Genomic DNA, 20,310 nt, shown 5'->3' with positions numbered 1-20,310 from the left:
ACCCGCCGTAGGTGTTCCACAGCGCGACCATCTGGCGACCGGTCGCGGGTCGCGGGCTTTCCCCGCCCTCAGATGCGGGGCTTTCCCCGCTCGATGTCACCGGCCCCGGGGTCCCCCCGCTCGATGTCGCGGGTGCGGGGCTTTCCCCGCTCGATGTCGCGGGTGCGGGAGTTTCACCGCTCGACGTCGGCGGTGCCGGGGGTTGTTCGCCCGGCGTCGGGGAGCACCCGGCGAGGGTCAGGACGGTCATGGCCGCGGCCATCGTGGTGGCGCGAATGCGATTCATTGTGAACGCGTCCAGGGTGGGAGGGCAGGCGGTGATCGTCGAGGGGCTTCGACAGCCAGGCTAACACCGCCCGTTTTCAACCTGAATCGCGCAAGGCGACAGGTCCCCATCACCGTGAAGAAGGCACCACGGCAGCTCGCGGGCAGGCGAATGATATATCACATACCAGGACCAAGGTGATGTCGAACGCATAAAGGGATCTTGCTGGCTTTATGGACACTCGTGGAGATTGTGGGTGTTTCCCCACACCCCCAGGAGACTTCGAGTGCCCCAGCTACGAGCAGTCCTTGCCTCCCTCGCCCTGGTCGTGGTGGTCGCCACGCCGGCCCAGGCGAGTGCCGACCCCTCCATCACCATCGCGCAGGGACGGACCCAACCGGTCTTCTCCTACGCCGACGCCGTCCGCGAGCACGTGTACGTCGAGTCGAGCGTCGACAGCGACTCCGACGGGAACCTGGACCGGGTCCGGGTCGATATCATCCGGCCCAAGGAGTCCGGCCCCGCCCTCAAGGTGCCGGTGATCATCGACGAGAGCCCGTACTACGACAACTCCGGTCGCGGCAACGAGGCCGAACGGAAGGTCTACGACGCGGAGGGGAACCTCGCCAAGTTCCCCCTGTTCTACGACAACTACTTCGTCCCGCGCGGGTACGCGGTGCTCAACGTCGACATGATCGGCACCACCAGGTCCGATGGGTGTCCCGACGTCGGCGGACGGGCCGACGTACTGGGCGGCAAGGCCGTCATCGACTGGCTGAACGGCCGGGCCACCGCCTACCGTGAGGACGGCACGCCGGCGGTCGCCGACTGGACCACCGGCAAGTCCGCGATGATCGGGAAGTCCTACGACGGCACGCTGGCCAACGCCGTCGCGGCCACCGGCGTCGAGGGGCTGGAGACCATCGTCCCGATCTCGGCGATCAGCTCCTGGTACAAGTACCAGCGCTCCAACGGCGTGATCTACAACTTCGACTACATGTCGTACCTGGCGAGGGTCATCGACACCGACCCGATCGCCAAGTGCGCCTCGGCACGGGCGCGCCTGGACGCCGAGGACGGCGACGACACCGGCAACTACAACGCCTTCTGGGCCGAGCGCGACTACATCGCCGGCTCGCTGGCCGACGCCTCCAAGGTGCACGCCAGCGTCTTCGCCGTGCACACGGTCAACGACCTGAACGTCAAGCCGGACAACTTCTCCAAGTGGTGGCAGGCCCTGGCCGACAGGAAGGTGCCCCGGAAGATCTGGGTCGGGCAGTACCAGCACGTGGATCCCTTCGACTTCGACGGACGCCGCGACCTGTGGGTCGACACGCTGCACCGCTGGTTCGACTTCTGGTTGCTCGGCGTGCAGAACGGCATCATGCGCGAGCCCCGCGCCGACGTGCAGACCACCCCGACCGGCTGGATCACCCAGCCCGACTGGCCCGCGCCGCTCGCCGTGAAGATCCCCCTCCACCCCGCGGCGGACGGCTCGCTCGGGCTGCTCCCCGCCAAGAAGAACACGACGGCCACGTTCACCGACGTCCGCCAGTCCGAGGACGCGATGGTGGCCGACGTCGGCACCGACAAGCCGGGACGGGTGGCGTACACCACCGGTGCGCTGCCGGTGGACCTGCGCCTGTCCGGTACGCCCGTCGTGGACCTGCGCGTCGCCCTCGACAAGCCCACGTCGAACCTGACCGCGCTCATCGTCGACTTCGGCGAGGACACCCGGATCGACTGGCGCCGAGGGCAGGGTGTGACGACCCTGACCGAGGAGACCTGCCACGGCGAGAGCACGGCCTCCGACGACGGCTGCTACAGGAAGGTCGTCAACAACCTCGCCACCCGCCCGCTGGAGATCGTGGCACGCGGCTGGATCGACGTGCAGAACCGCGACTCGCTCAGTACGTCCTCACCGATGACCCCGGGTGAGTACGGCACGGTCAAGTGGGAGACCCTGCCGCAGGACTACGTCTTCAAGAAGGGTCACCGCCTGGGCTTCGTGATCGCCGGAACCGACTCGACCTACAGCGGCGAGAGGGCCACAGGCGCGAACGTCACCATCGACCTCAGCAAGAGCAAGGTGCAGTTCCCGCTCGCCCTCGGCTCCCTGCTGCTCGACCTGGCGAAGGACAAGGTCAAGTGGCACGGCCCGCAGCAGCAGAACCTGCCCGTGCCTGAGAACCGCCTCTACTGATGAACCGCCTCTACTGAACAGAAAGCCGGGGTCCGCACCTTCACGGTGCGGGCCCCGGCTCGCGTCGTGGCGGGCCTCGGCGAGGTCAGACGAGACCGTTCTGGGTGAGCCAGTCCTTGGCGACCGCGGGCGGGTCGTCCTTGTCGACGGCGACGCGCTTCATCAGGTCGACCAGCGCGTTCGTGTCGAGCTTGGCGGAGATGGCGTTCAGGGTCGTGCGCACGGTGTCGTCGGCGCCGGCCTTGTTGATCAGCGGCGTGACGTTCTGGGCGCTGAAGACGTTCTTCGGGTCCTGGAGCGACACAAGACCGTTGATCAGCAGCTTGGGGTCGGTGGTGAAGACGTTGCCGACCTGGATCGTGCCGCTCTTGAGCGCGTCGGCCGTGGTCGCGTCGGTCGGCTTCCACTCCTTGAACGTGAGACCGTACACGTCCTTGAACTGGGCCTCGCGGCGCTTCTTGAACTCGGGCGGGCCGCCCACGACGAAGTCCTTGGCGACCTTGGCCAGGTCCTCGATGGTCGTCAGGTTGTTCTTCGTGGCGGTCTCCTTGGAGACCGTCAATGAGTCGTTGTCCTGGGCGGTCGAGGAGTCGAGGAGCTCCAGCTCGGCGGGGAGCTTCGACTTGAGCTCGGTGTTGACGTCATCGGTGCTGGCCGCGGTGCTCTTGGGGTCGATGAAGCTGAGCAGGCCGCCGTTGTACTCGGGAAGCACGGTCAGCGCGCCGGTCTTGATCTGGTCGTAGTAGACCTCACGGCTGCCGATGTTGAACTTCTCCTCCACCTGCACGCCCTTGGCCGTGAGGGCCTGGGAGTAGATCGAGGCGAGCAGGACGTTCTCGGGGAAGTTGGCGGAACCGATGACGACCTTGGAGCCGCCACCGGAACCGGACGCGCTGGGGGCCGCGCTGACGCTGCTGGTCGTGTCGAGCGGGTCCCCGCCACCACACGCGCCTAGGGTGAACACCGCGGTCAGAGCGACCGCCGCGGTGGTGATCATTCGCCTCATTTAATTCCCTTCCAAATCAGGGGGTAATGTAGAGATTAGCGGACCCTCACGCGCTGGCTCACCCCGGGGGAGACCACCACGCGCTGCAGCAGCGAGAAGGCGAGCTGCACGATCAACGCCAGCACGGCGACGAGGACCGCTCCCCCGATCGTGCTCGGGAAGTCCTTGGTCGCCAGCCCGTCGATGATGTAACGGCCGAGCCCGCCCAGGCCGACGTACGCGGCGACGGTGGCCGTCGCGACCACCTGGATCGCCGCGACGCGCAGGCCGAGCAGGATCAGCGGCGACGCCACCGGGACGAGCACCTTCGTCAGCACCTGGCGGCCGCGCAGGCCCATGCCGTACGCCGCGTCGCGCAGGTCCTCGTCGACGCCCCGGATGCCCTCGTAGGTGTTGACCAGGATCGGGGGGATCGCGAGGGCCACCAGGGGGATCAGCACGGGCCAGGTCGTGCCGACCCCGGCCAGCAGCACGATCAGCACCACGAGGCCCAGGGTGGGCAGCGCGCGGGCGGCGTTCGCGGCGACCACGACGAGGACGGCGCCCCGCCGGGTGTGCCCGATCAGCAGGCCGAGCGGGATCGCGACGACCATCGACAGGAACAGCGCCACCACGGAGAACTCGATGTGCTCCAGGAGCCGGGTGGGGATGCCCCCGGGACCCGACCAGTTCGCCGCGTCGCCGAAGAAGTCGATCAGCCAGTTCATGTCGTCCTCCTCGCACGGGCCCAGGGGGTCAGCAGGCGTTGCGCGAGGACGATGAGGCCGTCGGCGAGCACGGCGAGCGCCACGACCAGCACGATGCCCACCACGATCGGCGTGTAGAACTGGCGCTGCCATCCGTCGATGAACAGGTAGCCGAGCCCGCCCCGCCCGACCAGCGCGCCGACGCTGACGAGGCTGATGCTGGACACCGTCGCCACCCGCAGGCCGGCGAGCACGACGGGCACCGCGATGGGCAGCTCGACCTGCAGCAGCCGCCGCAACGGCCCGAAGCCCATCGCCACGGCCGACTGGCGCACGTGGTCGGGCACCGCCCCGAGCCCGTCCACCACCGACGGGATCAGCACAGCGAGGGAGTAGAAGGTCAAGGGGATGATCACCGTGGCCCGCTCCGCCAGCCCGGTCAGCGGGATCAGCACGATGAAGACGGCCAGCGAGGGCAGCGAGTAGACGACGTTCATCAGGCCGACCGTGGGCTGGTAGAGCACGCGCCAGCGCGCGCTCGCGAGGCCCAGGGGCAGGGCGATGACCAGCCCCAGCAGCACCGGCACGACCGCCATGACGACGTGGTCGACGAGCAGCGTCTGGATGCTGGGCCAGTTGCGGCCGATCCAGTCCCAGCGGACCAGCGGCTCGCCGTCACCCATCGGCCACCCCCGTGCTCCGGATGAGGGCCGCGTCGAGCGCGTCCCTGGTGACGACCCCGGCGAACCTGCCGTCGCCGTCCACCGCGATCGCGCAGCCGGACGGCGCGAGCAGCGCCGCGTCGAGCGCGGCGCGCAGGGAGTCCTTCTTCAGGTCGAAGGTCCCGAACGGCTGGAGCCCGTTCACGCCGCCGGCGCCGTCCGCACGCCACCCGGTCGGCCGGTTGTCGTCGTCCAGGACCACCGACCAGCCGGCCACGCCGGGCTCGGACCGCACCTCGATGCCGCTGGCCGGGACGAAGGACAGGCGCCGGATGCCGCGGTCCTTGCCAAGGAACCCCTCGACGAAGGCGTCGGCGGGCTCGGCGAGCAGGGTCGCGGGGTCGGCGATCTGCGCCAGGTGACCGCCGACGCGCAGCACCGCGACGGTGTCGCCCAGCTTGATCGCCTCGTCGATGTCGTGGGTCACGAACACGATCGTCTTCTGGAGCTCGGCCTGGAGCCGGAGCAGCTCGTCCTGCAGGCTGGTGCGCACGACGGGGTCCACAGCGCTGAACGGCTCGTCCATGAGCAGCACCGGTGGGTCGGCCGCGAGGGCCCTCGCCACCCCGACCCTCTGCTGCTGGCCGCCGGAGAGCTGGAAGGGGTAGCGCCCGGCCAGCTTGGTGTCGAGCCCGACGCGCTCAAGAAGCTCCATCGCCCGCTCGCGCGCCTTCTTCTTGTCCCATCCGAGCAGGTAGGGCACGGTGGCGACGTTGTCCACGATCTTGCGGTGCGGGAACAGGCCGGACTGCTGGATGACGTAGCCGATGCCCCTGCGCAGGGTCGGCGGGTCGATCTTCCGGATGTCCTGGTCGTCGAGGAGGATGCGCCCCTCGGTCGCGTCGATCATGCGGTTGATCATGCGCAACGACGTGGTCTTACCGCAGCCGGACGGCCCCACGAAGACGGTTATGGCCCCGGTGGGAACCTGGAGGTTGAGGTTGTCGACGGCTACCGTGCCGTCGCCATAGCGCTTGGTTACGCCTTCAAATGTGATCACGCACGACCTCGTGCTTCTCGGCCGGGACCGCGTGGCCCGGAATCGTCGAGTCGGCTGCGCGCAGCTACCACCCGCTCGGCAGCCCCCACGGTAGGTGACGGTCCGACCGCAGGTCCACTTGATCTTTCCCGACACACCCTATGGGGATCTTCAGCAATCTGTCCCAAGACAACCGTCATACCGACTTGTCAGCATTTCAGAAAGGTTCGAATGTTCGCTGTCCGGCCGCTTCTTCCTGGTACTTTCGCGATATCTATCAAAGTGGCATCGATTAGTGCGACTCCCCGGGAGGGCCTTGGCATGATTGGCTCCCCCTCCCTATCCCCCTCAGCCAGGCCAAACCTTCCAGCCCGCACGAGAATTCCAGAGGAGCGGTTGTGACTTCATCGCTCATCGATCAGCGCCCCAGGGGCGAGCTGGTCGCCGAGCTCTACGACCGTCACGCCGCCGGGTTGTTCGCGTACTGCCACGATCAGCTCGGCGACACCGCCTCCGCCGCCGACGCGCTGACGGCCGTTCTCACCAATGTTCCGGTGGTGGAGCCCCCGCGCGCCGCGCTCTACGCGCTCGCGCGCCGTGAGATCTACCGGCGCGACGTCACCTACGTCCCGCCGTCGGTCGATCCCGTCGCCGACCCCGCGACCGCGCTGGTCGAGCGGGCTGTACGTGAGGTCCGCCCCCACCAGCGCGAGGTGCTCCTGCTGTCGGCGGTCTGCGGGCTGGACACGGCCGAGCTGGCCTGGGTCCTCGACGTCGCGGCCGACACCGCCGAGCAGCTTGAGCTCACCGCCCGCCGGCGGTTCACCCATTCCCTCGCCGCCGCCGTGACCGCCACGCGGTCAGGAGCCGTCGTGCCGCCGCAGGTGGCCGAGGTGTACGCGGGCCTCGCGATCGGGCCCGCCGAGGATGCCCTGGCCCGGCTGCCCTGGCGCCGGCCGTCGGGGGCCCTGCGGGTGTCGATCCTCAGCGCGATCCCCGCAGAGACCGGTACGGCCGGCGGTGGCGCGCGATCGGCGAGCAAGCGGCTCTGGCCAACCACGCCCAGGTGGCCGCTGCCCCTCGCCGAGCCCGATCCCATCACCAACACCGGCGTCTTCCCCGCCAAGGAGCTGTCGCCTCCCGAGCCCGGCCGCGGATCCGGGCACGAGGCGACCACCGAGCCGATGCCGAGGATCCGGGCATCACGCCCCGGAGCACCGAACGGTCTCCCGAGATCCCGCCGCCGCCGGTCTGGTAAGTCCGCCCCGGCCCCCCTCGCCGCCCCGGTTCCCCTGACCGCTCCGGTTCCTCTGACCGCCCCGGTAACCCCGGAGACCCTTACGGTCCCGGAGACACTGGCAGTCCCAGAGACACGAGCGGTTTCCGAGGCATTGGCAGTCCCGGAGACACTCGCGGTCCCCGAGCCGACGGTCCGGGACGTACCGGCGGTCCCGGACGTGCTGACGGCCCCCGACGTGTTGGTCGCGGCGTCTGATCCGCCGACCGTCTTTCCCGACTCCCTGGTGGCGTCGACGGGGCCTGCGGCTCCCCCGCAGGACGGCGCTCCGGCCCTGGACGGCTCGTCACATACCGGGCGCGGCCCGGCGCCCGCGAAGTCGTCCTTCAGCGAGGCGCTGGCCACCAGGAACTGGCCCACCCTCCGGCGCACCTTCGCCACCACCGAAACGACCGGCGCCGAGACACGTACGTCCGCCGAGACACGTACGTCCGCCGAAACGCTCACGTCCGCTGAGACGCCTACCTCTACCGAGACGAGTGCGTCCACAGAGACCGCTGCCGGCGAAGGGTCCCCGGCGTCCGGCGACACGTCGCCGGCGGAGCCGGCCGAGCAGACCGTGGTGGACGGCCTGCCCACCCCGGACCCTGACCCCGAGCCCCCGACGGCCACGGCGGTGAGTGTGCCCAAGCGGGCCACGGCGGCGGGGAAGGAACCCGGGCAGGCGGCGCGGCCACACCGGCACGACCGGCCCAAGCCGATCAAGCTGGGCGAGCACCACTACGACTGGCTCTGGGAGCTGGCCGGGTTCATCCTCTGCGTCGCGATCGCGATGATCGTGTTCTTCGCGGTCCCCACGATCGTCACCCCCTGACCGACGTCCGGCCGACGTCACCCTCAGAGGCGTCACCGTCAGAGGGCTCACCTTCAGAGGGCTTACCGTCAGAGGCGTCTCCTTGGGAGACGTCGCCGGACGAGCGGTCAGTCCTGGGAGAGGATGAGGCCGCTTGTCGGGACGCCGGTGCCCGCGGTGACCAACACGTTCTGGACGCCGGGCACCTGGTTGACGGACGTTCCCCTGATCTGGCGCACGGCCTCGGCGATGCCGTTCATGCCGTGGATGTACGCCTCGCCGAGCTGCCCGCCGTGCGGGTTCACCGGCAGGTGACCGTCGATCTCGATGCCGCCGCCGGCGATGAAGTCCTTGGCCTCTCCCCTGCCGCAGAACCCCAGCTCCTCCAGCTGGCTCAGCACGAATGGCGTGAAGTGGTCGTAGAGAATGGCGGTCTGGATGTCATCAGGCAACATTCCCGACATCTCCCAGAGGCCGCGTCCCACCACCCCCATCTCCGGCAGGCCGGACATGTCATCGCGGTAGAAGCTCGTCATCATCATCTGCCCCGCCCCCGACCCCTGCGCGGCGGCAGTGACGATCGCCGGGGACCGCCGCAGGTCCCTCGCCCGCTCGGCCGAGGTGACGACCAGGGCCACGGCCCCGTCGCTCTCCTGGCAGCAGTCCAGCAGGTGCAGCGGTTCCACGATCCACTTCGACCGCTGGTGCTGCTCCAGGGTGATCGGCCTCTCGTAGAACCACGCCGCCGGGTTCGCGGCGGCGTGGCGGCGCATCGCCACAGCCACCCGGCCGAAGTCCTCCGAGGTCGCGCCGTAGGTGTGCATGTACCGCTGGGCGAACATCGCGACCCAGGCGGCCGGCGTCATCAGCCCGTACGGCACGTGCCAGCTCATCTCCATGCCCTGCGACGAGGGCTCGCCGCCGAGCCGGGCGTCCGGCTGGCCGAACCTGCGCCCGGACCGCTCGTTGAAGGCCCGGTAGCAGACGACGGTGGACGCCACCCCGGTCGCGACGGCCATCGCGGCGTGCAGGACCGTCCCGCACGCGGCCCCTCCCCCGTAGTGGACCCGGGAGAAGAACGACAGGTCGCCGATCCCGGCCTCGCGGGCGACCGAGATCTCCTGGTTGCTGTCCTGCGTGTAGGTGACCAGGCCGTCCACCTCGGACGGCGGCAGCCCGGCGTCGTCGAGCGCGGCGAGGACGGCCTCGGCGGCGAGCTGGAGCTCCGAACGGCCGGAATCCTTGGAGAACTCGGTGGCGCCGACGCCCGCGACGGCCGTACGGCCGGAAAGCGAGTACACGTGATGTGCCCTTCTGATGGCGACCCTTGTGACAGCCCTGGCGACGTCTCCGCCGGCGGCGGCTCAGCCGGGGAGGAAGAAGCGGACGGTGCCGGTGGCGTGGTCGCCCAGGCTGACCGTGCCGCGCACGTCGACGGAGACCTCGCGGCCCTCGCGCGACGCGACCGTCCCGCTGAAGGTGATCGCGTCACCCGCGTACGCGGGCACGCCCAGCCGGACGTTGATGCCACGGATCAGCGCCTCGGGCCCGGCCCAGTCGGTGACGTAGCGCTCGACCAGCCCCATGGTCGTCAGGATGTTCAGGAAGATGTCCTTGGAGCCCTGAGCCTGCGCGATCTCCACATCGTGGTGTACGGGTGTGTAGTCCATGGTGGCCAGCGCCGTCGAGATGACCATCGTCGGGCTCAGCTCGACGCGCAGGAGCGGGAGCGCCGCCCCGCACTCGATCTCGTCTTCCGTCAATGTGCGCATCACGGCTCCCGGGGTTCCCACAACGGCAGGACGAGGTCGTCGTCCATCTCGCGGTATGTCACACGCACCGGCATACCGATACCCACCTTTTCTGGCGCGCATCCCACGACGTTGCCGACGATGCGCACACCTTCGAGTAGTTCGATCACGGCCACCACGAAAGGCGTCCGGATCCCGGGAACGGGCGGGTTGTGGTGGACGACGAAGCTGTAGACCTCGCCGAGCCCGCTCGCCACGGTGTACGACCGGTTGACCGACCGGCACGACGGGCAGACCGGCCCCGGCGGATGCCGCGGTTCGCCGCAGTCGCCGCATTTCTGGATCCGTAGCTCGCCTTGCCGCACACCCTCCCAGAAGAACGCCGTGTCCCTGTTGACGGCCGGCTTCAGGGGGTACGGCTCCCGCGCTTCGGGCGCTGCTTTCTTCTCCCGGGGGCGAAACTTCAGTACCCGGAACATCATTTCCGCCACCGGCTCGGCCTCGGAGTACCAGGTCACCACCCATGTCACGAAATATCCGACACCGAGGGCCGTGGTCTTCGGGCCCGACAGGCCCGTCATCCGGGTGGCGGGGGTGAGCCGCTCCCCCAGCCGCAGGTAGCGGTGGTGGGTCTGCTCGCAGTTGGTGGCCACGACCCCGGTGAAGCCGTCCTCGTCCAGCAGGGCGAGCACGCCGTCCACCGGGCTCGCCACGCCCTTGTCGCGCCGCAGCCCCGGCATCGTCCACACCTGGACCATCGCGGGCGGCGCGACGATCTCCCCGTGTACGCTCCCGGCGGCGAACTTCTCGTCGGTGTAGACGGGGTTGGCGTCCCCCATCGCGTCCGTCCAGTGGTGGATCATCGGCAGGTTCACCGGGTCGGTGGCGGCGACCCCCCGTACCTCACCCGCCGCGATCTGCCGCTCCGCCAGGGCGGTCAGCCGCTCGTGGACGCTCGACTCAACCGTCACTGTCTCTCCTCAGCGCTGCGGTGGCCCTCGGGCCGGGTCATGGGAAGGGCGTCATCGAGGCGGTCGCGGGAGGCCGAGGCCGAGCATCGCGATCAGTTCGCGCTGGACCTCGTTCACCCCGCCGCCGAAGGTCAGCACGACCGCGCCCTTGACCCCGTGGTCCAGCACGTCGACGAACGCGGCGGTCTCCGGGTCGGACGGGTCGCCGTACCGGGCGAGCACCTCGCCGACGATCCTGCCGACGTCCTGCATGCGCTCGGAGCCGTAGATCTTGGTGGCTGAGGCGTCGGGGGCGCCCAGCCAGCCGAGGTCCATGTTGGCCGCGACCTGCCAGTTCAGCAGCTCGTTGGTGCGGAAGTAGGCGTAGACACGCCCGATGGCCCGCCGCACCGCCGGCTCCTCGATCGCCCCTGTGCGCCGGGCCCACGCGACGAACCTGTCGTACACATGGGCGATGTTCCCGGCGGGGCCGAGCGTGACCCGCTCGTGGTTGAGCTGGTTGACGATGAGGTCCCAGCCCTTGTTCACCTCACCGACCAGCATGTCCGCGGGCACACGCACGTCCGCGTAGTAGGTCGAGTTGGTGTGGTGGCGCCCGTCCATCGTGATGATGGGCGTCCAGGAGTATCCCGGATCGGTGGTGTCGACGATCATCATCGAGATGCCCCGGTGCTTCTTGGCCTCCGGGTCCGTACGCGCGGCCAGCCAGATGTACTGGGCGTAGTGCGCGCCCGAGGTGAAGATCTTCTGCCCGTTGACGACGTAGTGGTCCCCGTCCCTGACGGCCGTGGTGCGCAGGGACGCGAGGTCCGTCCCGGCTCCCGGCTCGCTGTACCCGATGGCGAAGTGGCACTCCCCCGCGAGGATCCTCGGCAGGAAGAACTCCTTCTGCTCCGCCGTGCCGTACTGCATCAGGGTGGGGCCGACCGTCTGCAGCGTGATGATCGGGTACGGCACCTCGGCGCGGGCGATCTCGTTGGCGAAGATCTGCTGCTCCAGCGGCCCGAGGCCGGCGCCGCCGTACTCCTTGGGCCAGCCGAGGCCGAGCTTGCCGTCGCGGCCGAGCCTGCGGCAGTGCTCGATGTACGCCTGGCCGAACGGGTCCTGGGCGATCTTCCTGCGGTCCTCGCCGGTCAGGCACGCGGTGAAGTAGTCGCGCAGCTCCGCACGGAGCCGCTTCTGCTCGGAGGTGAGGTCGATCAGCATCAGACGAGCGCTCCTATCGTGTCGAGCCGGGCCTCCACGCCACCGAGAAGGTGGGCACGATGCTTGCCCCAGGCGAAGTAGCGGTGCAGCGGGTACGTCACGTCGAGGCCGATCCCGCCGTGCAGGTGCTGACAGGTGTACAGGCCGGCGAGCGCGGCGTCGGTCACAGTGTGCGCCGCGACGGCCAGGTCCAGCTCGGCCTCCTCGTCGAGGCCGGCGTCGACCCGCCACGCGCCCGACCAGACCGCCACGTCGAGCGCCCGCCCGGCGATGTAGACGTCCGCGATCTGCACGGTCACCGCCTGGAACTCGGCCAGCGCGCGGCCGAACTGCTTGCGCGTCTTGATGTACTCCGTCGTCAGCTCCAGTGCCCCCGCCAGCACGCCGGAGGCACTGGCGGTGATCGCGACCAGCATGAGCAGCCGCAGCGTGCCGTACGCCGCGCCTCCTGGCTCGCCGACCGGCTCACCGGGGGCGTCGTCGAAGACGACGGCCGCCGTGGGCTCTCCGGTGGAGGCCGGCACGGCCTGTACGGCCGCGTCCCCGGGCCTCACCAGGAACAGGCCGGTGCCGTGCTCGGTCTCGGCGGGCACCAGGATGGCCTCGGACTCGGCGGCGTAGGACACCATGGTCTTGCGTCCGGAAAGCACCCATCCGTCGCCCGATCGCCGGGACGTCGTCAGGGGCGTCGCGCCGAGGTCCCGCCCCGGTTCCAGGAGCGCGGCGGTCAGCACGATCTCGCCCTCGGCAAGGCGGGTCAGCCTCTCGCGCTGCTCCGCGGACCCGTACCGGCCGATCACCATCGCCGCGACCAGGCTGTCCTGGATCGGGGCCGGGACCACTTTCGTCCCAGCCTCGCGCAGGATCACGGCCAGCCCCACCGCGCCCAGCCCGGCGCCACCCGCCTCCTCGGGCAGGCAGGCGGCGATCAGCCCGGCCTGCGCCACCCCCTCCCAGAGCCCGGCGTCGTACGGCCGCCCGCCCTTCTCGTGGTCCGCGAGCCGCTCCTGCGTGGCCTCCCGGCCGAACAGGCGCGCGGCCAGTTCCCTCAGCTCTGCCTGCGTCTCGTCCAGGGTGAAGTCCATCGTCGCTCCAGGGGGTGGCATGACCTGGTCAGCCGCAAACTAGAACAGATTCTAATATCTGTCCAGGGGCATTTCCGGAGAGACCACCGGATATCTGCTCGCAACACAAACGTCATGGAAGACCGGCATTCGTTGTGACCGGTGAGTAACAAGGCCTACCTGCGAGTAATCCGGTAACGTGTTCTTATGCGCACTCCGCATGCCGGCACCACAGCCGTCCCGGCGCCCACCGGGCCCGACGGCGACGATCACGTGGCGCACCCGCCTCCGGCGGCCCCGGTCTCCTCCGGCGTCCGCACGCGCAGCCAGCACCAGCGGCGCAAGCGCATCGTCCAGGCCGCCGCCGCGCTCGCGTCACGCGGCGGCGTGGAGGCCATGCAGATGAGGACCGTCGCCGAGCGCGCCGGGGTGGCCCTCGGCACTCTCTACCGCTACTTCCCCTCCAAGATGGACCTGGTGGTCGCGGTCGTCGGCGAGGAGCTCGACCTGCTTGAGAGCAGCATCGAGCGGCGTCCGCCGAGCGCGGCCTCCCCCGCGGGCAGGGCCGTCGACGTGCTCATGCGGGCGACCCGCGGTCTCATGCGCGAGCCCGAGCTGGCCGACGCGCTGATCCGTTCACTGATCATGGCCGAGGTCGACACCCCCTTCGGCGACCGCATGGCCGGCCTGCTCCTGCGCGTGTCGGGCAACGGCCTCACCGCGCAGTCGGCGACCGAGGAGGAGTTCGCCCTGGCGGGCTCGCTGGCGAGCATCTGGGTGCACGAGCTGCTCGAAATGCTGCGCGGCCGCCGCACCTACGAGCAGATCCAGCGCCGCATCGAGATCGCCGCCGGGCGCCTGCTCAGCGACTTCGGCCGCTGAGCCCCGCCACCGGGGACTTCCACGTCAAAATAGAACCCGTTACAGTCTCGGCTAGAACAACGTTCGGACGTTGAGGAGGCCCGCATGGGCACGCCGGTGATCGTCGAGGCCGTACGCACCCCGATCGGCAAGCGCGCCGGCTGGCTTTCGGGGCTCAAACCGCAGGTGCTGCTCGCGACGGCCATGAGAGGCGTGGTCGAGAAGTCCGGCGTCGACCCCTCGACCATCGGCCAGGCGTTCGCCGGGTGCGTGACCCAGGCGGGCGAGCAGGGCGGGCACATCGGCCGCTACGCCTGGCTGTACGCGGGCCTGCCGTACCAGACGGGCGTGACGACCGTGGACGCCCAGTGCGGCTCGTCCCAGCAGGCCGTCCACCTGGTCGCGGCGCTCATCCAGGCGGGCGTCATCGACGCCGGCGTGGCCTGCGGCGTCGAGGCCATGAGCCGCCAGCCGCTCGGCAGCAACGTGCTCCCCGCCAAGCCCCGGCCTGACGACTGGTCGATCGACATGCCCGACCAGTTCAACGCGGCCGAGCGCATCGCGAAGCGCCGGGGGCTCACGCGCGAGCGGCTCGACGCGTTCGGCGCGCGGTCACAGCGGCTCGCGGCCAAGGCGTGGGCCGACGGCCGGTTCGAGCGCGAGATCATCCCGGTTGCCGCCCCCGTGCTGGACGACGACGGACGGCCGACGGGTGAGAGCCGTACGGTCGCGAGGGACCAGGGCCTGCGCGAGACCACGGCCGAGGGGCTCGCCAGGCTGAAGCCGGTGCTCGGCGAGAACGCGTTACACACCGCGGGCACGTCGTCCCAGATCTCCGACGGCGCGGCGGCCGTGCTGCTGATGAGCGAGGAGGCCGCCGCCCGGCAGGGCCTGCGCCCGCGCGCCCGCATCCTGGCCCAGGCCCTGGTCGGCGCCGAGCCGTACTACCACCTGGACGGGCCGGTGGACGCGACCGCCAAGGCGCTGGCCATGTCGGGCATGAAGGTGGCCGACATCGACAGGTTCGAGGTGAACGAGGCGTTCGCCGCCGTCGTGCTGTCGTGGGCGAGTGTCCACCAGCCTGACATGGACCACGTCAACGTGAGCGGCGGGGCCATCGCGCTCGGCCATCCGGTGGGCGCGACGGGCTCGCGCCTGATCACCACGGCCCTCCACGAGCTGGAGAGATCCGACACCTCGACCGCCCTGGTCTCGATGTGCGCCGGAGGCGCCCTCGCGACCGCGACCGTTCTTGAGCGCGTGTGAAGACGCGCCGCAGGCCGTACAGCGCGCAGCGGCCCGCCGACCTCGGCGGCGGGGTGTGGAGCGTCCCGGTGCCGATCCCCGGCAACCCCCTCGGGTACACGCTGGTGTACGCCGTCGAGTCCCCGGCCGGGCCGGTGCTGGTCGACGCCGGGTGGAACCACGAGGACGCCTGGCTGGCGCTCCGGGACGGGCTCGCCACCCTGGGCATCGACGTCCGCACGGTGCGCGGGGTGGTCGTCACGCACCACCACCCCGACCACGCGGGGCTCGCCGGGCGGGTGCGCGAGGAGTCCGGCGGCTGGATCGCCATGCACGAGGCGGACGCCGCGCTCGTACGGCTGATCCACGAGCTGGCCGAGGGGTCACACCGCAACTTCCAGGCCGACATGATGCGCCGGGCGGGCGCGGGATCGGACGCGGACGCGGTGGCCCTGTCCGGCCGTCCCGACCCACCCGCCGTACCCGACCTGGAGCTCAGGGACGGCGACCTGATCGACCTGCCCGGCCGCAGGCTCCGTACGGTCTGGACCCCCGGACACACACCCGGCCACGTCTGCCTGCACCTGGAGGACGCGGACCGGCTCTTCACCGGGGACCACGTTCTGCCTGGCATCACCCCCCATATCGGGATTTATCCGTACGACAGGACCGACGTCGACCCGCTGGGCGACTTCCTGACCTCCCTGGAGCGCGTGGGCGGCCTCGGGAGCGCCGAGGCCCTTCCCGCCCATGAGTGGACGTTCCCCGACGTCGGCACCCGCGCGGCCGAGATCCGCGCCCACCACGAGGACAAGCTGGTCCAGGTGCGCGAGCTGCTGGCCGGGCTCTCCCCGGCCTCACCGACCATCTGGGACGTCGCCGAGCGGATGACCTGGAATCGCCCCTGGGCCGACCTCGCGCCCATGCAGCGCGGCATGGCGGCGGGCGAGGCGGCCGCGCACCTGCGCACGCTGGAGGTCCGCGGCCTGATCCGTCGCGAGCCTGGTGCTCCCGGCGATCCCGTACGGTTCACAGCCGCGACACACTGACGGCATACACTCCTAGACATCGGATGTATGGGCTTGAACTGCGCAACTCTAGGGGTGGTGACTCCGTGGCGGTCACGGACGCGGCGATCGACAAGATCAAGGGAATGATCGTCTCGGGTGAGCTCGCCCCCGGCGCGAGGCTGCCGAAGGAGGCCGACCTCGCCGAACGGCTCGGCCTTTCCCGCAACTCGCTCCGCGAGGCCGTGCGCGCGTTGGCGCTGATCAACGTGCTGGACGTGCGCCAGGGCGACGGCACGTACGTCACGAGCCTTGAGCCCCGGCTGCTCCTCGACGCCCTCTCGTTCGTGGTCGACTTCCACCGCGACGACACCGTGCTGGAGTTCTTCCAGGTCCGCCGCATCCTGGAGCCGTCGGCGACGGCGATGGCCGCGGCCAACATGAGCCCGGAGGGCGTCGAGGAACTGCGGATGATCCTTGAGGCCCTGCCGGAGGACCCCAACATCGAGCAGCTCGTGGCCAACGATCTCGACTTCCACCAGGCCATCGCCAAGGGGTCGGGCAACACCGTGCTCTGCTCGCTGATCGAGAGCCTGTCGGGTCCCACCACCCGGGCGCGCATCTGGCGGGGCCTCACCCAGGAGGGGGCCACCGTGAAGACCAGGGAGCAGCACATGGCGATCTACGAGGCGATCGCCGGCCACCAGCCCGACGTCGCCCGCGCCTGGGCCACCGTTCACGTCGCCGGCGTCGAAGAATGGCTCCGCAGGGCCCTGTGACCTCCACCAGGCCTCGCGGCGGCGCTCAGCAGGAGGCCACCTTCCTCGAAAGACGCTGACCAAGGGCGGCCACACCGAACGGATAAGCACGCTTAGAAGTCGAACTCGCCGATGCGGACACCTGCGAGGAATGCCTTCCACTCGGACTGGGTGTAGAGGATGGCTGGACCATCGGGCTGATGACTGTGCCGTACGGCGATCCGCCCACTCCCGTCGAGAACGGGACCGGCTTCAACACAGTCACCACCCCCATTGGGACTGAAACTACTGATGTGCCACGCAACCTCAGCCCGTGACTCAGTCGACATGCTCTCTCCTACTAGTTAGGGGGTCTATGCGTACCTGTCCGCAGCGGCTCGGATCAGCCCGACAGATTCATCCGGGTCCAACGCTCTGCGCCTGATGTGCCGATATTTCGTCTCAAGCCGTTGTACGCCCCGCGTTTCAACATAGATGCCGCCTGCGGGAGTGTCTACGAAAGCGACATCCGGGTAAGGTGACGGCAACTCGAAGATCATAAAGGCGCCTTCAGGACTGGCATGTGCTCCGGACGCGAAAGGCAGCACTCGGATGTCGACGGTGGGGCGTTCGGCCAGGTCTATCAGGTATGAAAGCTGCGACGCCATGGTCTCCAATGCCCCAGGCGCACGATGTAGGACGCTCTCGTCCAGAATGGCCTCGATGTGAGGCGGTTCACGGTCGGTGAGTACCTGCTGACGTGTGAGCCGGAACCGTACCCACGACATCATCTGCTCGGCAGACGCATCGGGATCAGCAGCGCTGATCACCGCTTCCATGTACGCGCGGGTCTGTAACAGGCCGGGGACGACCAACGCATCGAACGAGCGGACAAGTCGAGCCCGCGACTCTATCCAGGCGTAGTCAATGGTGTTCTTAGACAGAGCGTCTGAATAGCTTTCCCACCACCCTGTCTGCCATACCTCGGTCGCAAGTCGCACCAAGTTGTCCCTCCGCTGCGGATCATCTACGCCGTAGAGGTTCAGCAGGACCTGGACATCCGAAGTCCGGGCAGGGTAAAGGCCGGCCTCGAATCGACTGACAGTGGCTCCTGTGCGCTCGATGTAGCCAGCGACCTCACTGGCCGTCAGCCCAGCGGCTTCTCGCAACTCTCTGAGCTCACGCCCCAGCCACTGCGCACGCAAAGTCATGCCGCGCTTGATGCTCATGCGATCACCCCATGCCACTGAATCTTGCAGAAGGCTACCTAACGCCTACCCAGCGTTGCCAACTTTCACCATTACCCATGTAAATATTCACAGCCCATGTAAGACTCTTGGTCACCGGAACAACACTCTCCGGATGCATGCGGCATGAAGGAAGGGGTTGAGGTGGAGGCGCAAGGTGACATCAGCTCGCGTCTGGACGTGGAAAGACACCTGCTCGGAACTCCGGCAAGGCAGCCACGAATGCAAGGAGGTCGCAGGTGAGACAAGAGGTCAGGCAAGTCGAGCTGCTGGGCGCGGGGGTGCGGGCGCTGCAAGTGCTCGAACGTGAGGTGGCGGGCATCAACGGCCTCCACAACGAGGTACCGCTCACGCGCCACTCACCTGTCAGCAGCGGTGAGAACCTGGGGCTGGTCCCGGCGGTACGGGCTACCTGCTCGGGTGAGTCCCGCCGGATCGGCGCGGAGGACAAGGTCGGACACGAAGGCTGGTGCCGTGAGGGCGATCCGACGCCGCCCCCGCGGACGATCGCGGGCTTCATCACCTTCGCCGGAAACCCCGATCAGGTGAGTGTGGCGCGGACGTTCATACGGAAACTGCTCAGCGGGGATCCGGTGCTGGACTCGGCGATGCTAGTGGTTTCCGAGCTGGTGTCCAACAGCGTTCAACATTCGCGATCGTCGCTTCCGGGCGGGTCCGTCACGGTTTATGTCCTCCACGTCGGCACCCGGGTACGTATCGAGGTGATCGACGACGGAGGAGAAGGCGTCCCCCGGCTCCGCCCCTTGGACGGGGTGGAGTTGCCGGACTGGGCCGGGTCGCTAGACGAGCTTGATCTTCGAGGCCGGGGCCTGCGCCTAATCGACGCGGTGGCGGAGTGCTGGGACTTCACCATCGGCCGTCACAAGACCATTACCTGGGCCGAGTTGTCACCGACTCCAGCCCCTGGGGTCTGACTTTGCACAACCTCAGCAGAAACCCGCGTGTCATCCGGGTCCGCTGGCACCCTGAGCGGCCACCCATGCCGCTCAGCTGCCGCTGGTGTGGCCGCCCGCCCTACTCCCACGACCTAGCCAGCCTGCCGCACCGCCCCGACCGCCTCTGGTACGGCTACGACCGAGACGCCCCCTGCTCAGACCTCTCTGACCTCGTCATGGCCTGATGGCCGGACGATCCGGCCGCACCATCGACGCGGCCAACGCCTCTTTCGCGACCTCCGCCGAGTTGACGAGCGAATTGAGCAGAGACTCTGGCAGCGTCCCAGATCCCAGCCCGGAGCGGGTCACCAGCTCGGACAGCGCATCGCGCTGCATGTTCGTCAGGCCCGTGCGGGTGCTGAGATAACCCAGCATGTCGCGTGCGGCGTATCCATCACCTGCCTCGATCGCCTCGGCCGTCACCCGGGCGAGTACGCCGTCGGCCGCCTCCGGGTCAGCGGCGCCAGCGAGGCTGACCACGGTCAGCCCGAGCCGAGCCCGGAAGACCGCGTAGCCGGGCACCGGCTCCTGTTCGAGGAAGTGTCGGACCATCGCTGCGACTTCCTGGCTGATCGATGCCCTGTTTGGGTCCGCGCACATCACATTCAAGCAGGAAGCGACCTGATGTTCCCACGGTTGCGTCGGCGTACTGTCCGCCAGTACCGCGCGGGCCGTTGGCAGGGCACCGTGTAGGCAGTGGGCGATGATCGTGGCTTGCCGCCCCTCCATGAGGTGCCGTCCGATCCCCCGGTGTGCTTCGGCGTGGGCGACCGCGTCGTCCCAGCGGCCTGCGAGAGCCAGGGCACGGATCCCGTCCGCGAGATAGTGCATCCAGACCCATTCGCGCAGGTTGCGGTGCTCCTGTCGCGTGCCCGTGAGATTGGCCAGCGGCAGTGTGTTCCTGTCGACGACCAGGTCGGTGTTCGCCGTGACAGCCTGGTACATCGCTTCCAGAAGTCGCAGGGCCTGCCCGCCGGCGTCGGCGCGGATTTGGAGCCGGGCAAGGTTGAGGACGGGTTCGAGCATGTACCTGGCCTGCCGCACAGTGAGCCGGAGGCCTGCCACTCGGTAGAGGTTGATGTGCTGCCAGCACAGGTCGCGGGCCAGGTCCTCTAGGCCGCAGTCGCTGGCCAGCAGCGCGGCCTTGTTCAGGGCGTGCGCCGCGTGGTGCATGACGTCCGCGCCTTGTTGTCCGGCGGTGCTTGCGATCTCGCAGATCTCCTTCACCCGCTCGGGGAGCGGTGGGCAGGCCGGGCGGGGGCGGCCGAGGAGCGGGAAGCGGCGCGCGGCGGCGCTCAGCGTCGTGATGTCCAT

At 69.1% G+C, this 20,310-nt stretch carries 19 protein-coding genes; 7 read left to right on the top strand and 12 right to left on the bottom strand.

The genetic code is table 11. From position 1 onward, the window contains the following. Positions 1-551 precede the first annotated feature (551 nt). Complete coding sequence (locus ACGFIV_RS22400) at positions 552-2,468, top strand: Xaa-Pro dipeptidyl-peptidase (RefSeq protein WP_392837406.1); 1,917 nt, start codon at positions 552-554, stop codon at positions 2,466-2,468. An 85-nt stretch (positions 2,469-2,553) separates the two neighbouring features. Here the strand turns inward: ACGFIV_RS22400 and ACGFIV_RS22395 are convergent, their stop codons facing one another. From ACGFIV_RS22395 to ACGFIV_RS22380, 4 genes are read right to left on the bottom strand one after another with little or no spacing between them, the layout of a single operon-like run. Beyond that, positions 2,554-3,465 (bottom strand): ABC transporter substrate-binding protein, encoded by a 912-nt coding sequence (locus ACGFIV_RS22395; RefSeq protein WP_358548053.1) that lies wholly within the window; start codon positions 3,463-3,465, stop codon positions 2,554-2,556. A 44-nt stretch (positions 3,466-3,509) separates the two neighbouring features. Then, positions 3,510-4,181, bottom strand: coding sequence for an ABC transporter permease (locus tag ACGFIV_RS22390; RefSeq protein WP_358548050.1), 672 nt, complete (start codon positions 4,179-4,181; stop codon positions 3,510-3,512). Next, entirely contained in the window at positions 4,178-4,843 is a 666-nt protein-coding gene (locus ACGFIV_RS22385; RefSeq protein ID WP_358548047.1) for an ABC transporter permease, read from the bottom strand. The genes ACGFIV_RS22390 and ACGFIV_RS22385 overlap by 4 nt, the downstream gene beginning before the upstream one ends. Next, positions 4,836-5,882 (bottom strand): ABC transporter ATP-binding protein, encoded by a 1,047-nt coding sequence (locus ACGFIV_RS22380; RefSeq protein WP_358548044.1) that lies wholly within the window; start codon positions 5,880-5,882, stop codon positions 4,836-4,838. Before ACGFIV_RS22380 ends, ACGFIV_RS22385 begins: the two co-directional genes overlap by 8 nt. 377 nt (positions 5,883-6,259) lie before the next feature. Between ACGFIV_RS22380 and ACGFIV_RS22375 the strand changes: the two genes are divergently transcribed. Beyond that, positions 6,260-7,972, top strand: a complete 1,713-nt coding sequence (locus ACGFIV_RS22375) for a hypothetical protein (RefSeq protein WP_392837403.1) — start codon at positions 6,260-6,262, stop codon at positions 7,970-7,972. Positions 7,973-8,079: 107 nt separating this feature from the next. Here the strand turns inward: ACGFIV_RS22375 and ACGFIV_RS22370 are convergent, their stop codons facing one another. From ACGFIV_RS22370 to ACGFIV_RS22350, 5 genes are all read right to left on the bottom strand, one after another. Continuing rightward, a complete protein-coding gene (locus tag ACGFIV_RS22370; protein WP_392837401.1) occupies positions 8,080-9,252 on the bottom strand; it encodes a lipid-transfer protein in 1,173 nt (390 codons plus the stop codon). 63 nt (positions 9,253-9,315) lie between these two features. Next, a complete protein-coding gene (locus ACGFIV_RS22365) occupies positions 9,316-9,723 on the bottom strand; it encodes a MaoC/PaaZ C-terminal domain-containing protein (RefSeq protein ID WP_358548035.1) in 408 nt (135 codons plus the stop codon). Next, complete coding sequence (locus ACGFIV_RS22360; RefSeq protein ID WP_358548032.1) at positions 9,723-10,673, bottom strand: bifunctional MaoC family dehydratase N-terminal/OB-fold nucleic acid binding domain-containing protein; 951 nt, start codon at positions 10,671-10,673, stop codon at positions 9,723-9,725. Before ACGFIV_RS22360 ends, ACGFIV_RS22365 begins: the two co-directional genes overlap by 1 nt. Positions 10,674-10,724: 51 nt before the next feature. After that, positions 10,725-11,879: an acyl-CoA dehydrogenase family protein gene (locus ACGFIV_RS22355; protein WP_392837399.1), complete on the bottom strand. Its 1,155-nt coding sequence runs from the start codon at positions 11,877-11,879 to the stop codon at positions 10,725-10,727. Continuing rightward, positions 11,879-12,964 carry an acyl-CoA dehydrogenase gene (locus tag ACGFIV_RS22350; protein ID WP_358548026.1) on the bottom strand — a complete coding sequence of 362 codons (1,086 nt, stop codon included), beginning with the start codon at positions 12,962-12,964 and terminating at the stop codon, positions 11,879-11,881. The genes ACGFIV_RS22355 and ACGFIV_RS22350 overlap by 1 nt, the downstream gene beginning before the upstream one ends. Positions 12,965-13,150: 186 nt before the next feature. Here ACGFIV_RS22350 and ACGFIV_RS22345 point away from each other — a divergent pair, with 186 nt between their 5' ends. The 4 genes from ACGFIV_RS22345 to ACGFIV_RS22330 all read left to right on the top strand — a co-directional run bounded on the left by ACGFIV_RS22345 (position 13,151) and on the right by ACGFIV_RS22330 (position 16,835). Continuing rightward, positions 13,151-13,825: a TetR family transcriptional regulator gene (locus tag ACGFIV_RS22345; RefSeq protein WP_358548024.1), complete on the top strand. Its 675-nt coding sequence runs from the start codon at positions 13,151-13,153 to the stop codon at positions 13,823-13,825. A gap of 84 nt (positions 13,826-13,909) precedes the next feature. Continuing rightward, the gene (locus ACGFIV_RS22340; RefSeq protein ID WP_358548021.1) at positions 13,910-15,070 is read left to right on the top strand and encodes a steroid 3-ketoacyl-CoA thiolase; all 1,161 of its coding nucleotides are present in this window, start codon (positions 13,910-13,912) and stop codon (positions 15,068-15,070) included. Beyond that, the gene (locus tag ACGFIV_RS22335) at positions 15,067-16,098 is read left to right on the top strand and encodes an MBL fold metallo-hydrolase (protein ID WP_392837396.1); all 1,032 of its coding nucleotides are present in this window, start codon (positions 15,067-15,069) and stop codon (positions 16,096-16,098) included. The genes ACGFIV_RS22340 and ACGFIV_RS22335 overlap by 4 nt, the downstream gene beginning before the upstream one ends. A gap of 65 nt (positions 16,099-16,163) precedes the next feature. After that, positions 16,164-16,835, top strand: a complete 672-nt coding sequence (locus ACGFIV_RS22330; protein WP_358548015.1) for a FadR/GntR family transcriptional regulator — start codon at positions 16,164-16,166, stop codon at positions 16,833-16,835. 92 nt (positions 16,836-16,927) lie between these two features. Here the strand turns inward: ACGFIV_RS22330 and ACGFIV_RS22325 are convergent, their stop codons facing one another. Both ACGFIV_RS22325 and ACGFIV_RS22320 read right to left on the bottom strand, forming a co-directional pair. Beyond that, on the bottom strand, positions 16,928-17,143 hold the full coding sequence (locus ACGFIV_RS22325) for a DUF397 domain-containing protein (RefSeq protein WP_358548012.1): 216 nt from the start codon (positions 17,141-17,143) through the stop codon (positions 16,928-16,930). Positions 17,144-17,167: 24 nt separating this feature from the next. Continuing rightward, positions 17,168-18,022: a helix-turn-helix transcriptional regulator gene (locus ACGFIV_RS22320; RefSeq protein ID WP_358548010.1), complete on the bottom strand. Its 855-nt coding sequence runs from the start codon at positions 18,020-18,022 to the stop codon at positions 17,168-17,170. 257 nt (positions 18,023-18,279) lie between these two features. Here ACGFIV_RS22320 and ACGFIV_RS22315 point away from each other — a divergent pair, with 257 nt between their 5' ends. Next, a complete protein-coding gene (locus ACGFIV_RS22315; RefSeq protein ID WP_358548007.1) occupies positions 18,280-18,975 on the top strand; it encodes an ATP-binding protein in 696 nt (231 codons plus the stop codon). 195 nt (positions 18,976-19,170) lie between these two features. Here the strand turns inward: ACGFIV_RS22315 and ACGFIV_RS22310 are convergent, their stop codons facing one another. Next, entirely contained in the window at positions 19,171-20,310 is a 1,140-nt protein-coding gene (locus ACGFIV_RS22310; RefSeq protein WP_358548005.1) for a hypothetical protein, read from the bottom strand.

The organism is Sphaerisporangium sp. NPDC049003 (genome assembly GCF_043197795.1).
Classification (GTDB): domain Bacteria; phylum Actinomycetota; class Actinomycetes; order Streptosporangiales; family Streptosporangiaceae; genus Sphaerisporangium.
This window is presented reverse-complemented; position numbering and strand designations above follow the sequence as displayed.

Coding starts and splice junctions, on each gene's coding strand:
- ACGFIV_RS22395 (WP_358548053.1), bottom strand. CDS start 3,465: ATGATCACCACCGCGGCGGTCGCTCTGACCGCGGTGTTCACCCTAGGC.
- ACGFIV_RS22390 (WP_358548050.1), bottom strand. CDS start 4,181: ATGAACTGGCTGATCGACTTCTTCGGCGACGCGGCGAACTGGTCGGGT.
- ACGFIV_RS22385 (WP_358548047.1), bottom strand. CDS start 4,843: ATGGGTGACGGCGAGCCGCTGGTCCGCTGGGACTGGATCGGCCGCAAC.
- ACGFIV_RS22365 (WP_358548035.1), bottom strand. CDS start 9,723: ATGCGCACATTGACGGAAGACGAGATCGAGTGCGGGGCGGCGCTCCCG.
- ACGFIV_RS22355 (WP_392837399.1), bottom strand. CDS start 11,879: ATGCTGATCGACCTCACCTCCGAGCAGAAGCGGCTCCGTGCGGAGCTG.
- ACGFIV_RS22350 (WP_358548026.1), bottom strand. CDS start 12,964: ATGGACTTCACCCTGGACGAGACGCAGGCAGAGCTGAGGGAACTGGCC.
- ACGFIV_RS22345 (WP_358548024.1), top strand. CDS start 13,151: ATGCGCACTCCGCATGCCGGCACCACAGCCGTCCCGGCGCCCACCGGG.
- ACGFIV_RS22340 (WP_358548021.1), top strand. CDS start 13,910: ATGGGCACGCCGGTGATCGTCGAGGCCGTACGCACCCCGATCGGCAAG.
- ACGFIV_RS22325 (WP_358548012.1), bottom strand. CDS start 17,143: ATGTCGACTGAGTCACGGGCTGAGGTTGCGTGGCACATCAGTAGTTTC.
- ACGFIV_RS22320 (WP_358548010.1), bottom strand. CDS start 18,022: ATGAGCATCAAGCGCGGCATGACTTTGCGTGCGCAGTGGCTGGGGCGT.
- ACGFIV_RS22310 (WP_358548005.1), bottom strand. CDS start 20,310: ATGGACATCACGACGCTGAGCGCCGCCGCGCGCCGCTTCCCGCTCCTC.